Here is a 15,674-nt window from a genome sequence, read left to right as displayed (position 1 = left end):
GGCGGCCAGCAGGGCCGCGCCGTGCGCGCTCAGGTGGGCCGGGTCGGCGGCGGCCGCGACGGGGATGCCGAATTCGGTGGACAGCAGTTCGGTTACCAGCGGTATGCCGGCGCCGCCGCCGGTGAGCAGGACGCCGTCCAGATCGGCGGCGGTCACGCCCGCGCGGCGCATGGCCTCACGCACCAGATCGGTCGAGCCGAGCAGCGGGCCGCGCAGCAGTTCCTCGATATCGTCGCGAACAAGTCGTATGTCCATATTTCCCAGGCCGGGCAAACGCACCGGGACCATGGTGGCGGTATTTGTGGAGAGTGTTTCCTTCGCAATTTTGCAGCGTTGGCGGAGCGCTGACAATTCTTGTTCCACCAATGGATCGAACGGATCGAAATCCTTTTCGCCCACGGCATGCGCGAGCACGTAACGCATCGTCAACAGATCGAATTCCGAACCGGCCACCGCGGTGGTACGTACCGGTTCGCCCAGCAGGCCCGACATGGCTCCCGTCCGGGCCACCGAAACGGTCAGGCCGGTGGCGCCCAGGTCGTAAACGACCATCGCGCCGTCATGGCTGGATTCGTGCACCTCTTGCAGCCAGCGCATGGCCGCCGTCGGCTCCGGGACCAGGGCCACCGAGTCGAGCCCGGCGTCGCCGAGGGCCGTGCGCTGCCGCTCGACGGTGTGCTGCGACCACCACGCCGGATAGCAGGTGACCGCGGCGGCGGTCGGGCCCGCCTCGTCCAGGGCGCGGCCGACGGCCGCCGCCACCAGATCCGCGGCGCGAACAGCGGATCCGTCCCGGGTTCGAATGTCCACGGGATCCCCGACCCGGGACAGCAGGCTGTCCGCGACCTCCGGCTCCGCGCCCAGCATGCTGGGCCGGGTGCGCACTCTGTGTTGTCCCCCCGAAGTCGTCACGGCAACGGTATTCAGCGACCCGACGGTAATGCCGAGCGCCAGCCCCTGACTCATTCGAGATCCCCTGTCATTTCCAGAACACGCTTCGGTTGAATCGTGTGCTGCCCGAAAGCTCTTCGGTCCGATTTGTTCGAAATCCTCGGTTCAGGCCGGGCGGCCCACCGAGCCTGTCGGTAGCTGGGGGGCTGTCGTTACCGATTCCCCGACAGGTATGGGGAAATTCCCCTAATGTCCACCTTTCCCCCTAGCCGGGGCTCCCCGCGGATGGGGGAGTTCACCCCGCTGTGCGTAACAAGTTGCCTTCGTAACGTGAAAGGAAATTCGAGCAGCGCGGGTCAGCGGGGCCCGCCCATCCAGGGAGACGATTCGCCATGAGCCCCAACGCAATTCTCGAGTTCATCCTCAACCTGCTGCGCGACCACGAGGCCGCCGTCAGCTATTGCAACAATCCGGGCGGGGCGTTGGCCGCCGCCGGACTCGACAACGTGACGCCGGAAGACATCGCCGCGGTCGCGCCCATGGTGGCCGAGTCCGCCTTGGTTGCGGGAGGTTCGCAGCTGTCCGACATCATCGCCGCGGGCGGGGCCACCGGGCTGACCGCCGACACGGGTGTGAGCGCCGGTCTGGGCGCAGACACCGGCCTCGGTGCGGGCGTCAACGGCGATGCGGGCGGGTCCGCCGGACTCGGTGGTTCTGTCGGTCTGGGCACCGACGCGGGCCTCAATCTCGGCAGCGCGGCCGCCACCCAGGTGCTCCTCAACGGCGGCGCCGACGCGGGCCTCAACCTCGGCCTCGCCGACAACCTCAGCGCGATGGTCGGCGGAGCCGCGGATCTGGGCGCGGGCCTGGCCGCCGGCCTGGGCGGCGCGCTCGGCGTCGCGGGCGACGTGGCGACCGGTCTCGAAACCAACCTCGGCACCGTCCTCGGCGCATCGGCCACCGCCGACCTCACCTCCGCCCTCAACGGCGGCCTCGACGCGGGCGCGGGCCTGCAAACCGGCCTCCAGGGCGCGGTCGATGCCTTCACCCAGGCCGGAGCGGGCCTGACCGGCGCCCTCACCACCGCGGCGGGCCTCGAAACCGGCCTCGGCGCGGGCGTTTCGACCGCCGCGGACGCGGCCGCCAACCTGGGCGCGGGCCTGCAGGCGGGCCTCGGCGGGGCGCTGAATTCCGCAGCGGGTGTGGGCGCGGGCATCAATGGCGCGGTGAATGTCGCGAACGATCTCGGCGCGCAACTCGGAAGCGGCCTGGAAGCCGGCCTTTCCGGCACCGCCGACACGATCATCGGCGTCGGCAGCCAACTCGGCGGCGACCTCAACACCGGCCTCGCCGGCGGAGTGAACGCGGGCGCGAACCTCGGCACGGGTCTCGACACCGCGATCGGCGCGGGAACCCAACTCGGCGCGGGCTTGGAGACCGGCCTGAACGGCGCGACGAACGTCGGCGCACAACTGGGAAGTGGCTTGGATACCGGCATTTCGGGCCTGGGCAATGCGGCGGCCGGGGTCGGCGCGGGTCTGGACGGCGGCCTGCACGCCGGTACGGACTTGAGCGCGCAGCTCGGTGGTGGACTCGGTGCCGGGATCGATAGCGCGGTCGGCGCGGGTACTCAGCTCGGCGCTGGACTCGAAACGGGTCTCAACGGCGCGACGAATGTTGGCGCACAGCTGGGAAGCGGTCTGGATACGGGCATTTCGGGCCTGGGTAACGCGGCGGCCGGGGTTGGTGCGGGGCTGGATACCGGGCTGCATACAGGTGCCGATCTGGGCACACAGCTCGGGGCCGGGTTGGAGAGCGGGCTCAATGGGGCCGCGAATGTCGGTACCGGGGTCGGTGCTCAGCTCGGTGGGGGCCTGGATACCGGTCTGCACACGGGTGCGGATCTGGGTGGGCAGCTCGGAAGTGGTTTGGAGACGGGTGTTTCGGGTGTGGGGAATGCGGTGGGCGGCGTTGGGGCCGGGCTCGATACCGGGCTGACCGGGGTTGGGAACGCTGTGGCTGGGGTGGGCAGCGGGCTGGATGCGGGGGTCGGTACCGGCGCTCAGGTTGGTGGTGGGGCTCAGGTCGGGGCCGGGGCACACGGGGTGACGGCTGTGGATGCCGGGCTGAACGGGGCGGGCTCGAATCCTTGGGCGGGGGTGGATGTTTCGCAGGCGTTCGGGGGCGGGGTGCATGTGCCGGATGCTTCGTTGTTCGGGGATTCGCATGCCGGGGCGGATCTCGGGACGCATGCGGGTGGGGACATCGTCGGGGACATGTTGCACTCCTAGGTTGAGGGGTCGCTCACCGCGGTTCGCCGCGGTGAGCGATGAACTTTTCGAAACGGAAACGGCTGGAACAGGTTCGGAGAACTGGCGTGACGAGCATGGTGGCGGCGAATCCGCTGTTGACGATGGTGTCGGAGGCCATCGCGGTGGCACGGTCCGCGGAACGCGGGGATCTGGTCGCCCGGCTGGAGACGGTGGCGGGCAAGGTGCGGGATCCGCGGCGGCGGATCGTGGTGGCCGGGTTGGGGAATCAGGGCAAGAGCCGATTCGTCAACGCGCTGGTCAATCTGGATGTCTGCCCGGTCGCCGACGATTCGGCCACCACGGTGACCACGGTGCTGTCCTACGGCGCGCAGCCGAGCGCGGCGGTGGTCGCGGCGGGTCCGGACGGTGGCGCGAACACCCGGGAGCCGGTGCCGTTCGACGCCGTGGCGGCGATCACCGGCCACAGCGCGCACGGCGGCACGGTGCTGAGCCCGCAGGGCCGGGCCGTCCTGCGGCTCGAACTGGAGGCCCCGAGTCAGCTGCTCGCCGACGGCATCGTGGTGGTCGACACTCCCGGTCTGGGCGGGCACGGAACCACCGGCGCGGCCACGGTTCTCGGTCAGGCCCCGGCGGCGGACGCGGTGCTGATGCTCACCGACGCCTCCACCGAGCTCACCGAGACCGAGGTGGATTTCCTGCGTCAGGTGCGCGAACTGTGCCCGGCGGTCGCGGTGCTGGTCACCAAGATCGACCTGTACCCGCATTGGCGGCAGGTATTCGAGGCCAACCGTAAGCACCTGCGTGCCAACGACATCGAGGTGCCGATGCTGCCGGTCTCGGCCGTGCTGCGGGCGCACGCCATGCGCCTGCAGGACGAGGGCCTGGGCCGCGAGTCCGGTTTCGGGCTGGTGTTCCAGTTCCTGCGCGAGCAGGTGGTGGCCCGGGATCAGGCGGCGTTGCGCCGCGCGGTCGCGCTCGACATCTCCTCCGCCGCAGAGCATCTGGCGCTGGCCCTGGGCAGCGAACTGGTGGCGCTGCGGGATCCGGCCAAGGGCGCGGCCGCCATCCGGGAACTGCATGCCGCCAAGGCCGAGGCGGAGAAGCTGCACCGGCACACCGCCGCCTGGCAGCAGACGCTCGGCGACGGCATCACCGACCTGGCCGGGGATATCGACCACGATCTGCGCAACCGCCTGCGCGATATCGCCCGCACCGCCGAGGACTGGATCGACGAGCACGATCCGGGCCGGCATTGGGACAGCATGGACGAATGGCTCACCGCCACCGTGGGTTCCGCCGTCGGCGACAATCTGGTGTGGACCGGCACCCGCGCGGTGAAGCTGGCCGAGCGGGTCGCCACCCATTTCACCGACCTGGGCGCGGTGGATCTGCCGGAGGTGCGCGACACCCTCGACGGTGATTCCCGCACCGAATCCTGCACCCTCGCCGATCTGGAACCGGATCTGGGTTTGGGCCACAAGCTGCTGGTCGGGGTGCGCGGCTCCTACGGCGGCGTGGTGATGGCGGGCATGGTGGGCACCATGGCCGGGCTGGCGTTGATCAATCCGATCTCGCTGGGCGCGGGAGTCCTGCTGGGCGGCAAGGCGTTCACCGATGACAAGCGGGCGCGGCTGGCCAAGCGGCGGGCCGACGGCAAGATGGCGGTGCGCCGCTATCTCGACGATGTCGCCTTCCACACCGGCAAGGAGACCAAGGACCGCCTGCACCGCATCCACCGCCTGCTGCGCGACCATTTCACCGCCATCGCCGAGCGCACGCTGCGTTCCATCGACGAATCCCTGCGCGCCGCACAGGAGGCCGCGAATCTGGAGGCGGCGCGTCGCACCGAACGCGCCGCGGAACTCGAACGCCGACTGCGCGTGGTGGCGGAACTCCGCCAGCACGCCAACGCCCTGCTCGCCCCCGAGTCGACCGCTCTCCCGGCCCCGACCGTTCTCCCGCAACTCCCACCCGCCCACTGATCGCTCGAGCCTCGGCCCGCTCGGTTCCCGCCGATCGACCGCATCCGCAGGATTGCGCTGTCCCATCACCCTCACACCGGCGCGACAGGTTGGTGTCCCCGCGCTACCGGCAGTGTCGTTCACGCCGAGAGGGTGGGCCGGGTGTGGCGGTCGCGCCGGATACCGGCCGACCGATCGCCGAGCGAATAGGCTCTGCACGTGCGCCGCGAGCGGTGTGCGGAACTGGGAATCGGCTGTGAGAGCTGCGGAGATCTGCTAACGATTGCCCGGGATCCGCCGAATGCCTTGCGGATGCGTTCAGGTGCGGTGTGCTGCGGAATCGGGAGCCTATGAGAGACGACGCGAGCGGTGTCGGTTATGGGCCGGTGCCGGAGACGTACGGGCTGGTCCCGGAGACGCGTGGGCTGGTGGCGGCGGCGCGGCGATCGCTGGGCGATCGGCCGCGGGTGCGCGCGCAACTCGACGAGTGCGCGCGGCGGCTGGACGAGCCGCTGCGGGTGGCGTTGGCCGGGCAGCTCAAGGCCGGGAAGTCGACGCTGTTGAACGCGTTGGTGGGGCAGGACATCGCGCCCACCGACGCGACCGAGTGCACGCGGCTGGTCACCTGGTATCGCAACGGCACCGCGCCGCGGGTCACCGCGTACAGCACTGACGGCGCGCGTGCGGATGTGGTGGTGCGGCGCGGACGTGGGGCCGAGGGGCTGCCGGGCGCGCACGGGCTCACCTTCGATCTGTCCGCGCTGCGCTGGAATTCGCCTGGATCACGCGGGATGGCGGGGCCGCGCGATTTGACTCCTTCGCGTGAGTTGGATCGGCCGCGCGAGGTGGATCAGTTGTCGGTGGAGTGGCCGTCGGCGGAGCTGGCGCAGACCACCATCATCGACACGCCCGGCATCTCCTCGCTGTCGCGGGAGGTGTCGGCGCGGACGTCGCGGCTGCTGACGCCGGGCGGTCCGGGTCCGGTGTTGCCGCCCGCCGACGCGGTGCTCTACCTGTTGCGTCGGTTGGACACCGCCGACATCGACTTCCTGGAACGCATCGGCGCGGGCCCAACCGGTTCGGCGGGGAGTGCTGGTGTGCCACAGGGCTTCTCAGGACCGCTAGGCGTGATCGGCGTGGTGTCGCGGGCCGACGAGATCGGGGCCGGGCGCATCGACGCCCTGCACTCCGCGCGCGACGTCGCCTCCCGCTTCGCGACGGAGCTGGAGCGAACCGGCCTGTGCCAGTCGGTGATTCCGGTCGCCGGCCTGCTGGCGTTCGCCGCCGCCACCTTGCGCCAGCGCGAATACGACGCCTTCGAGGCGCTGGCTTCGGTCCCGGTCGACGACCTGACCGCGGCCCTGCTGTCGGCCGACCGCTTCGCCCACCCCAACCTGCCGCTGCCGGTCCCGGCGGACCTGCGCGCCCACCTGGCCGCCCGCTTCGGCCTGTTCGGAATCCGGTTGGCGGTCACCCTGATCCGCCTCGGCGTCCGCGGCTCGCAGGCGCTGTCCGCCGAACTCACCGACCGCAGCGGCCTCGACGAACTCCGCACCGTGCTGGACGTCCAATTCGCCCAGCGCGCCGACGATTTGAAGGCGCATTCGGCCCTGACCGCCTTGGCGCGCATCCTAGCCGCGAACACCGGATCGGCCGCCGACGCGCTGCTGCCCCGGGTCCGCACCCTGCTCGCCGACGTGCACGGCTTCGCCGAACTCCGCCTGCTGGCCCGCCTGCGTTCCGACGAATTACCTTTGCCCCCCGAGGAGCTCGCCGAACTGCATCGGCTCATCGGCGGCATCGGCGTCGCGCCGACGGTGCGGCTGGGCTTGCCGGGCCACACCGACCTGGCGACCCAGCGTGAGGCGGCACTGGCGGCCGTCCAGAAATGGCGGGCCCGCAGCCGTCACCCGCTGGCCGATCAGTTCTTCGCCAGCGCCTGCCGCACCGCCGCCCGCAGCGCCGAGGGTCTCCTGGACATCCTCCACGAGCCACCGACCACCCCGTTCGCCCAGATCAGGCCGCGTTGACCGAGTCTCGGAGCGAGATCGGGGCTACACGGTGAACTGGTAGGGAACGATGGCCGGAGCCTCGACCCAGGAGGCGAACGGGACATAGCTGCCCGCCCGCGACCCCAGCGTCAGCATCACCTGGGCCCGGGTGCCCGCGGCGAACCGGGTCACATCGACGTCGAAGGTCATCGGCTCACTCGGCGTCCGGCTCGCCCGCAGGTAGACCTGCTGTTCACCCATTTGGAAGGTGCTGATGTCGTTCAGATCGGTGGAGTTCCAGCGGACGCTCATCCACTGACCGCAGGAATCGGGGTCGACGGACCCGGAAGGCAGTGTGTCGATTCCCAATGCCTGCAGCGCGATGGTCAGATGGCCCGGACGACCGGGATCGGTCTCGGCCCAGAATCGATAGTTGATTCGGCAGGCGACGGTGTCGCCGATGGCGCTGCCGCCCTCCGCGATCGGTGGGATCGGCCAGGGCGGCTGCGCCGGGGACACGACGTCGGCCGAGGCGACGGCGATGCTTCCGAAAAGGGAAGCCAGCGACAATGTCGCAATAGTGATCGTTCGAGACATTCCGGCAAGCAGGCGCATGAAAACCCCCTGTAGACAACTTTCAGCAACCCACCTTCGCGGGTCGGCTGCCGGTTGTCAATTCGGGTTGGACCGCGCTGACCTGCGACGATGCGCCGCCGCCGGTCAGGGCGCGGTGCGGTCGCTGCGGGGGTCGATGAGGATTTTGGCGTGGTGGTCGGGGGAGGCGAGGGTGGTGAAGGCGGTGGAGATGCCGTCGAGGCCGACCGTGCCGGTGAGGAGGGGGGAGGGGTCGACCTTGCCGTCGGCGAGCATGTGGAGGGTGTCGCGGAATTCGCCGGGGTCGTAGCCGAGCACGAAGCGGAGTTCGATTTCCTTGTTGATGGCGGTGGCGGGGTGGAAGGCGTCCTGTTGCATGCAGACGCCGACCACGACGACGCGCGTCAACGGCGGTGCGGCGGTGAGGATTTGGTCGATGATGCCGGGCACTCCGACGCATTCGAAGACGACCGGGCCGGAGGGGCCGCGGTTGAGGGTGTGGAGTAGGCGGAACAGCTGCCACCAGGGGAGGCCGGGGAGGCGGCGCAGGCGTTCCATGGCGTCGAAGCCGAGGTTGAGGATGTCGCTCGCGCCGGTGATGCGGGATGGCTTGGGCGTTGCCGTCCAAGGGGATTCGGTGCCGGGGTCGACCACCACGTCGGCTCCGCAGGCGCTCGCCAGTTCGCGGCGGCGCGGGGAGAAGTCGCTGGCGACGACGGTGCGCACGCCCGCCGCCTTCAGCATGCTGATGACAGCCAGTCCGATCGGGCCGCAACCGATGACGAAGGCCGTCTGCCCCTTGGTGATTCGGCTCTTGCGGACCGCGTGCCAGCCCACCGCCATGGGTTCGGTGAGGGCGGCGTGGTCGGGGGACAGGCCGTTGGGGACCTCGAAGGTCATGGGTTCCTGCACCAGCACGTGTTCGGCGTAGCCGCCGGGCGCGTTTGCCGACAGCCCGGTCAGTTCGGGTTGGCGGCCGGTGCGCAGGATGGGCATGGCCACCACCGGGGTACCGGTCTTCCAGCGGCGGCGGGTGCCGGGCCCGTATTCGACGATCTCACCGGTGAATTCGTGCCCCATGACGACGGCCTGGTCCGACCGCATGAAGTGGTCGTAGCCGGTGGCGGCGGCCAGGTCGGCCAGGTCGTCGCAGTGGGTGCGGGCGTGCAGGTCGGAGCCGCAGATGCCGCAGCGGGTGACGCTGATGAGCACTTGCCCGGGTCCCGGTACGGGAGTGGGCAGGTCCTCGACCCGGAATTCACCCTTGGTGCAGACTGCGGCGCGCATGACGGACTCCTGTCGAAAGACGGTGACAGTTCGGATTCTTCACCACCCGCGGGTCAGATGGTGACCAGTTCGTCCTCGTCCTCGATCTCGTGCTGTTCGAGCCGTGTCGTGCCCGGCAGCGCCACGAATTCGAGACACACCACGGCCATCAGTCCGATGCCCCACAGCATCGTGTAGTCGAAGGTGTGCGCGAAGTTGACGGCGTTGGCCTGCGAACCGGCGTGTGTGAGGGCCTGCGTGACAGCCGGATTCGCGTTCATCGCCGACTGGCAGCTGGCCGGGACCGCGGTCGGATCCACCTCCGCCGACCGATCCCGCACGCAAGCCCGGAAACCCGCCAGGATCTGGTCCTGCGCGGCGGCGGGCAGCCCGGCCTCCGACAGGTGGGTCCGGGTCTGCGCCGTGACGGCGTCCACGCCCCGCGCCGAATCGTGGTCGAGCTGCATGAAGAACAGGATCCCCACCAGCGCCACACCGAGCGCCATGCCGAGTTGCTGCCCGGTGTTCAGCAGCCCGGACGCCGCACCCGCCTCACGGTCGGGAATCTGCCCGAGCAGCATGTCGATGGTCGGCGCGACCACGATGCCGAAGCCGATGCCGGTCAACACCATCGGCAGCACCATCTGCCATGAGCTGAAACCGGATTCGTAGTGTGCGGCCATCGCCCCGTAGAGGCCGAAGCCGCCGGCGGTGATCAGCCCGCCCAGCAGCAGCACCCATTTGCCGAAGCGGGGCGCGAGCACGCTCACCGACACGCCCGCGCCGATGCCCGCGCCGACCGCGAAGAACACCGAGGTGAGCCCGGCGCGCATGGGCGACCAGCCCAGCCCGGCCTGCATGAACAGCGTCCAGATCAGGAAGAAGCCGCCGAAGCCGACCCAGAACAGCAGCCAGCTCGCGAGTCCCGTGGTGAAGGCCCGGTTGCGGAACAACGCCAGATCGATCAGCGGTGAGCCGACGGTCCGCGCGCGCCACCGTTCGTAGGCGATGAACCCGGCGAAGACCGCCGCGGCAGCGCCCATCATGACGAAAGTCCAGGCGGGCCAATCCAATCGGCGGCCCTCGTTGAGCGGATACACCAGCAGCAGCACCGCGGACACGGCCAGCACCATGCCGACGATGTCCAGGCGCGGCGCGTGCGCGGACCGCGAATCCCGCATGACCACGGCCGCGGCGGCCAATGCCGCGATGCCGACCGGCACGTTGACCAGGAAGATGGGCCGCCATTCCAGGCCGAACAGATTGCCCTGCACCAGCAGTCCGCCCAGCGACAGCCCGACCGCGGACGCCGACCCGCCGACGCCGCTGTAGACGGCGATCGCCTTGGCGCGCTCCTCCTTCGGGAAGGTGACGCGGATGATGGCCAGGATCTGCGGCACCATGAGCCCGGCCATCGCGCCCTGGACGAAGCGGGAGCCGATGAGCAGGGCCGGCGAGTCGGCGACGCCGCAGGCCAGCGAGGCCAGCGTGAATCCGGCGACGCCGATCAGGAACAGCCGCTTGCGGCCGAAGATGTCGCCGAGCCGGCCGCCGGTGATCAGGACCGCCGCGAAGGACAGCACGTAGGCGGCGATGATCCATTCGATCTGCGAGTAGGCCGCGCCCAGGTCCTTCTGAATGCTGGGTACGGCCACATTGACGATGGTGACGTCGAGCAGGTCCATGAATCCGGCGGCCAGCACGACGGCGAAGGCGATCCACCGGCGTGGATCGAGGGTGGGAGTGAGGTCGGTATCGGGGTTGACGTCGGTATCCATAGTGGCGAGCTCTCTTCGCGAGGGGGGATCGACCTCTCAAACTATGCACCTGAAGTGATTATCAAACAAGATGGCAATCATAATTCGTGCATTGCTGTACCCTTGGCAGGTGACCGACGCCGATCCCGTGTACCCGCCGCTGTACGAGAACCCCGCATTCCTGCTGGCGCAGTTGGGATCCCATGCGTCCGCCCGGTTCACGGCGCTGCTCGCGCCGCTGGGCCTCAAGCCCCCGCAGCACGGCTGCCTGCGCATCCTCGAGGCCAATGACGGGCAGTCGCAGCAGCAGCTGTGCGAGGCGCTGGGGATTCATCGCAATGTGATGGTCGGGCTGGTCGACGATCTGGAGAAGCGCGGCCTGGTGGAACGGCGCAGACATCCGATCGATCGGCGCGCGCACGCCGTGCATCTGCTGCCCGCCGGGCGCGAGATGATCGTGCGCACTTCGGCATTGGCCCGGACGCTGGACGCCGAGCTGCTGGCTCCGCTCGAACCGGGCGACCGTGCCGCCCTGGTCGCCATGTTGCAGCGGGCCACCGTCGGCAACGGGCTGACGCCCGGGATTCACCCGGGCCTGAAGAACGAGAAGGCTTGTGACGCGGATCACTGAGCAGTCCGGTCACAGCCGCCCGGGGCGCGTGTCCAACCAGGTGTAAGCAATTCACCCGGAAGGACACCGGCCATGGCCACCATCGACGTTCTGGACTCGTTCATCAACTACTCCGACACCGGCAGCGGAAACGTCCCGGTCGTCTTCCTGCACGGCAACCCCACCTCCTCCTACCTATGGCGCAATGTGATTCCGCACGTGAGCGGTGAAAACCGGGTGCTGGCACCGGATCTCATCGGCATGGGCGCCTCCGGCAAGCCCGAGGGCGACTACCGCTTCACCGATCACGCCCGCTACCTGGACGCCTGGTTCGACGCCCTGGGCCTGAACGACGTGGTGATCGTCGGTCACGACTGGGGCGGCGCGCTCGGCATGGACTTCGCCGCCCGCCACCCGGGCCGGGTGCGCGGCCTCGCCGTGGTGGAGACGTTCCTGCGTCCGCTGCACTGGTCGGACCTGCCGCCGCAGGGCGAGCAGCTGTTCCGCCGGTTCTGGTCGCCGGAGGGCGAGAAGATGGTCCTCGAGGACAATATGTTCATCGAATTCAACCTGCCCACCGCGATTCCCAGCCTCACCGCCGAGGCGCACGACGCGTACCGCGCGCCGTACCCGACCCCGGAGTCGCGCAAGCCCATGCTGGTGTGGCCGCGGGAGTTCCCGATCATCGGGGAGCCGGGCGAGACCGTCGCCATCGTCGAGAACTACGGCCGCTACCTGGCCGCCACCCCGGAGATGCCGAAGCTGATCATGCATGTGGATCAGGGTGTGGGCCTGGGTTCGCCGGAGACCGTGCGGTGGGCCGCGGAGACGTTCGCGGCCGCCGAGACCGTGAATATCGGCCCCGCCGGTCATCACTGCCCGGAGGAGCGTCCGGACGAGATCGGGTCGGCCGTCGCGGACTGGATTCGCCGCCACGCGCTCACCACCTCACCGGTCGTGGCCTGAACACACCCGACCGGTTCGACCGGTTAGCCTGGATTTGCCGTGGCAGGGCTGATCGCGGGGTGAGGATTTCCTCGCCCCGCGATCCCTGTCCGGGCACATCCTTCGCCTGCGTCGATTCCCGTTCGCCTCGGGCGTATCCGATTGCGCGCCGCGTCATTCCCGCCCAAGCTGGCTGCATGCAGACCGAATCGGGCAGTGCCGGAGACGAGTTCGACACAGCCCCCGGCGAGGCTGCGGTCACCGCTTCCGGCGAGACCGGGGCGGCCTCGGATCGGGAGCTGGCCGCTCGCGCGGTCGCCGGTGACCGGGCTGCCGTCGCGGAGGTGGTCCGGCTGCTGCAGGATCCGATCTACCGGCTGGCGCTGCGCATGGTGTGGCGGCCCGCCGACGCGGAGGACGCCACGCAGGAGATCCTGCTGCGCGTGGTCGGCAATCTCGCGAGCTTCCGCGGCGAGGCCCGGCTGACCACCTGGGCGTACCGGATCGGCGTCAACTATCTGCTGAACCTGAAGCGGCAGACGCCGCAGGAGGTGCGGCAGGTCAGCTTCGACGAGTACAGCGCGGGGCTGAGAGACGGTCTGGCGGAGGAGGATTACCGCGGTCCGGAGGCCACCGTGCTCACCCAGGAGACGCGGCTCAACTGCAGTCAGGCCATGCTGCAATGCCTCAGCCGCGACGAGCGGGTCGCGTACGTGCTCGCCGATGTCTTCGAGGTGAGTTCGGACGAGGCGGCCTGGATCGTGGACGCCACGCCCGCCGCCTATCGCAAGCGGGTGGAGCGGGCCCGCAAACGCCTCGGCAATTTCCTGGAATCGGCCTGCGGGCTGGCGAATCCGCAAGCCTTCTGCCGCTGTACACGGAGGGTCGACAAGGCGATCGAACTGGGACGGGTGGACCCGCGTCGTCCCGCCTTCGCGACGCATCCGATCACGCCGGGCGGGCGCAGCGTGCAGCAGGCGGAAGAGCAGATGGTGCGGTTGCACGATGCGGCGGCGGTGCTGGGCGCGCATCCGGATTACGCCGCGCCGCGGGCGAAGATGGAGGCCATCGCGGGCCTGCTGCGGTCGGGGCGATTCCCGCTGCTGGATTGATCCGGATCCGTTCGGCGCGAAGCTAGTTCGCGGTGCCGAACTTGCGTTCGTAGGCCCACGGGGCGAGTTCCGCGGTCACGTCCGCGAGCTCCGGTTCGGCGTCGCAGTCCGAACATTCCAGTCGCACACCGACTTTCCCGGTGCAGCCGGGGTGCCGGTAGGTGATGGGCGGCCCGTCCGGGGCCGCGTAGCGGTCGCCCCAGGCGGTGAGCGCGAGGATCACCGGTTTCAGGTCGAGTCCCTTCTCGGTGAGCGCGTACTCGGTGTGGCCGGGCGCGCCGCGCTGCTCGAAGATGCCGACCTCGACGAATTCGGCGAGCCGCTTGGTGAGGATGTTCGGCGCGATGCCCAGTCCGCGCTGGAACTCGGTGAACCGGGTCATGCCCGCGAACATGGCGTTGCGCACGATCAGCAGGCTCCAGCGTTCGCCCACGACCTCGAGCGCGCGTGCGGCCGAGCAGACCTCCCCCTCGTACATGCGTCCCAACATGACCCCAGATTGGCGCATCCGCTTGTGTGATGCAAGTAAGGTCGCTATCGTCATGAAAGTAAGTTACGCAGGTGAATGCCTGCATAAACCTTCACTTCGATCCTGAGGAACGGGATTCGCCATGACCGATCAGAACTTCACCGTCAGCTTCACCGTCGATCGCACGCCCGCCGAGGTCTTCGCCGCCGTTCTGAATCCCCGAGGGTGGTGGGGAAGCGACATCACCGGCGGCACCGAACGCCAGGGCGACACCTTTCACTACGAGGTCCCCGGCGTGCACCGCAGCGAGATCGAGTTGACCGAGGTCGTGCCCGATCGCCGGGTGGTCTGGTTGATCAAGGACAACTGGATGAACTTCGTCGAGGACAAGACCGAGTGGATCGACAACGAGATCCACTTCGACATCACCGAAACCGAGGGCGGCGTCGAACTGCGCTTCACCCAGATCGGCCTGGTCCCTGCCTACGAGTGCCACGACGTGTGCTCCCCGGCCTGGACCTTCTATGTCACCCAGAGCCTGCGCGACCTGATCACCACCGGCGTCGGCCTGCCCGGCCAGCTGCCCGGGCAGAAAGAGGCGATCGCGGCGGCGCGGGCCTGAATCAGCTCTCGCCCAGCATTTTTCGCGCCAACGGCACCACCTGCCGCGCGAACCGCTGCACCTGATCCACGTCGAAACCGGGCGGCCAGTAGATGAAGGCGTCGAAACCGGCATTGCGGGCCAGATCCACGATGATGTCGGCCCACTCCTGCGGTGAGCCGTGAATCGGATCGGAGCCACGGGGATTCGGGTGCAGCGGCCGATCGCTCACCACGCCCGGCAGGGCCGCCAGCCGGGTGATGGTGCGCGGGTCGCGCCCCACCGAGCGCGCCACCGCGTCGATGCGGGCATTGGCGTCGGCCCACTGCTCCCACGGCATCCAATTCGGCAGTGGCGCAACCCATCCGTCGGCCGCCGAGCCGATCAGATCCAGGGCGTGCGGGCCCAGCGCGCCCAGCCAGATGCCGATATTGTGCGCGGGCGCGGGCCCGCCCTCGATGCCCTGCACGGTGTATTCGGTGCCGACCACCGAAACCAGTTGGCCCGGACGCCATTCCGCGCGGATCACGGCGATGCCTTCGGCGAGCGCCATCAGCGCCGCGCGGCCCTTACGGGCCGGTCCGCCCATTCCGATCACGCCGCTCTCGAAAGCCCCTGACCCCAAACCCAATTCGAACCGGCCGCCGCTGAGCAGATCGAAGGTGGCGGCCTGCTTGGCGAGCATGGCGGGCGTGCGCAGCGGCAGATTCGCCACCCCTGGATACACGCTGACCAGCCCGGTCGCCGCCAGGCAGGCCCCGATCACCGCGAACGCGTCCCCGAACTCGGCGTTGTAGGGATGATCCTGGATGCCGACCAGATCCAAGCCTTCGGCGTCGGCGGCCACGGCCATGTCGATGACGTCCGGCAGCGCGGCCGCGACGGGTGGGATCGAGATTCCGAACCGAGCCTTCATCGAGCCTCCTCACCAGCGGAAATCGACGATTCAGATCTTCGTGCGCGGTCCGGGCGATACCCGGCATTTCGGACGTCCGCCCCGCACCCGGGCGTGTCCGCGGAGGCGGTATCTCCGTATCCCGAAGGCGCGCGGCCCGACCGGATTCCGTTTACGATCCCCGCGTGAGCTCGAGAACGTCCGGATCGGCCGGGGATGCCGCGCCCGGGCGCATGCGGGCGCGGGATATCGACCGCGTCAACGCGCGGGCGCTGCTCGACGCCGCCTACGAGGAGGGCGAACTCGGGG

Annotated in this window: 13 protein-coding genes; 7 read left to right on the top strand and 6 right to left on the bottom strand. The window is 69.3% G+C overall.

The genetic code is table 11. The features are described from left to right. A partial coding sequence (locus ACWELQ_RS15725) for an Hsp70 family protein (protein ID WP_452397743.1) occupies positions 1 to 966 on the bottom strand: 966 nt, incomplete at its 3' end. Between the two features lie 317 nt (positions 967 to 1,283). Here ACWELQ_RS15725 and ACWELQ_RS15720 point away from each other — a divergent pair. From ACWELQ_RS15720 to ACWELQ_RS15710, 3 genes are all read left to right on the top strand, one after another. Continuing rightward, complete coding sequence (locus tag ACWELQ_RS15720; protein WP_452397742.1) at positions 1,284 to 3,182, top strand: IniB N-terminal domain-containing protein; 1,899 nt, start codon at positions 1,284 to 1,286, stop codon at positions 3,180 to 3,182. Positions 3,183 to 3,277: 95 nt separating this feature from the next. Beyond that, the gene (locus ACWELQ_RS15715; RefSeq protein ID WP_452397744.1) at positions 3,278 to 5,146 is read left to right on the top strand and encodes a dynamin family protein; all 1,869 of its coding nucleotides are present in this window, start codon (positions 3,278 to 3,280) and stop codon (positions 5,144 to 5,146) included. A gap of 329 nt (positions 5,147 to 5,475) precedes the next feature. After that, positions 5,476 to 7,155, top strand: coding sequence for a dynamin family protein (locus ACWELQ_RS15710; protein ID WP_452397741.1), 1,680 nt, complete (start codon positions 5,476 to 5,478; stop codon positions 7,153 to 7,155). Between the two features lie 24 nt (positions 7,156 to 7,179). On the opposite strand, the gene ACWELQ_RS15705 is transcribed toward ACWELQ_RS15710, so the two are convergent. From ACWELQ_RS15705 to ACWELQ_RS15695, 3 genes are all read right to left on the bottom strand, one after another. Beyond that, complete coding sequence (locus tag ACWELQ_RS15705; protein ID WP_452397740.1) at positions 7,180 to 7,686, bottom strand: hypothetical protein; 507 nt, start codon at positions 7,684 to 7,686, stop codon at positions 7,180 to 7,182. 150 nt (positions 7,687 to 7,836) lie between these two features. Further along, positions 7,837 to 8,997, bottom strand: coding sequence for a zinc-binding dehydrogenase (locus tag ACWELQ_RS15700; protein ID WP_452397739.1), 1,161 nt, complete (start codon positions 8,995 to 8,997; stop codon positions 7,837 to 7,839). A gap of 53 nt (positions 8,998 to 9,050) precedes the next feature. Next, positions 9,051 to 10,754, bottom strand: a complete 1,704-nt coding sequence (locus tag ACWELQ_RS15695) for an MFS transporter (protein ID WP_452397738.1) — start codon at positions 10,752 to 10,754, stop codon at positions 9,051 to 9,053. A gap of 109 nt (positions 10,755 to 10,863) precedes the next feature. On the opposite strand from ACWELQ_RS15695, the gene ACWELQ_RS15690 reads away from it, so the two are divergent. From ACWELQ_RS15690 to ACWELQ_RS15680, 3 genes are all read left to right on the top strand, one after another. Then, positions 10,864 to 11,364 (top strand): MarR family winged helix-turn-helix transcriptional regulator, encoded by a 501-nt coding sequence (locus tag ACWELQ_RS15690; protein WP_452397737.1) that lies wholly within the window; start codon positions 10,864 to 10,866, stop codon positions 11,362 to 11,364. A gap of 72 nt (positions 11,365 to 11,436) precedes the next feature. Continuing rightward, complete coding sequence (locus ACWELQ_RS15685; protein WP_452397736.1) at positions 11,437 to 12,309, top strand: haloalkane dehalogenase; 873 nt, start codon at positions 11,437 to 11,439, stop codon at positions 12,307 to 12,309. 176 nt (positions 12,310 to 12,485) lie between these two features. Then, on the top strand, positions 12,486 to 13,400 hold the full coding sequence (locus tag ACWELQ_RS15680) for an RNA polymerase sigma factor (protein ID WP_452397735.1): 915 nt from the start codon (positions 12,486 to 12,488) through the stop codon (positions 13,398 to 13,400). 22 nt (positions 13,401 to 13,422) lie between these two features. On the opposite strand, the gene ACWELQ_RS15675 is transcribed toward ACWELQ_RS15680, so the two are convergent. Then, complete coding sequence (locus ACWELQ_RS15675) at positions 13,423 to 13,890, bottom strand: winged helix-turn-helix transcriptional regulator (RefSeq protein WP_452397734.1); 468 nt, start codon at positions 13,888 to 13,890, stop codon at positions 13,423 to 13,425. 121 nt (positions 13,891 to 14,011) lie between these two features. Here ACWELQ_RS15675 and ACWELQ_RS15670 point away from each other — a divergent pair, with 121 nt between their 5' ends. Continuing rightward, positions 14,012 to 14,491, top strand: coding sequence for an SRPBCC family protein (locus tag ACWELQ_RS15670; protein ID WP_452397733.1), 480 nt, complete (start codon positions 14,012 to 14,014; stop codon positions 14,489 to 14,491). 1 nt (position 14,492) lies between these two features. Here the strand turns inward: ACWELQ_RS15670 and ACWELQ_RS15665 are convergent, their stop codons facing one another. After that, complete coding sequence (locus ACWELQ_RS15665; protein ID WP_452397732.1) at positions 14,493 to 15,386, bottom strand: LLM class flavin-dependent oxidoreductase; 894 nt, start codon at positions 15,384 to 15,386, stop codon at positions 14,493 to 14,495. Positions 15,387 to 15,674: the final 288 nt, after the last annotated feature.

The sequence above is a fragment of the Nocardia sp. NPDC004722 genome, from assembly GCF_053601505.1.
Note: the sequence above shows the minus strand (reverse complement) of the source record. Positions and strands in the feature narration are given on the sequence as shown.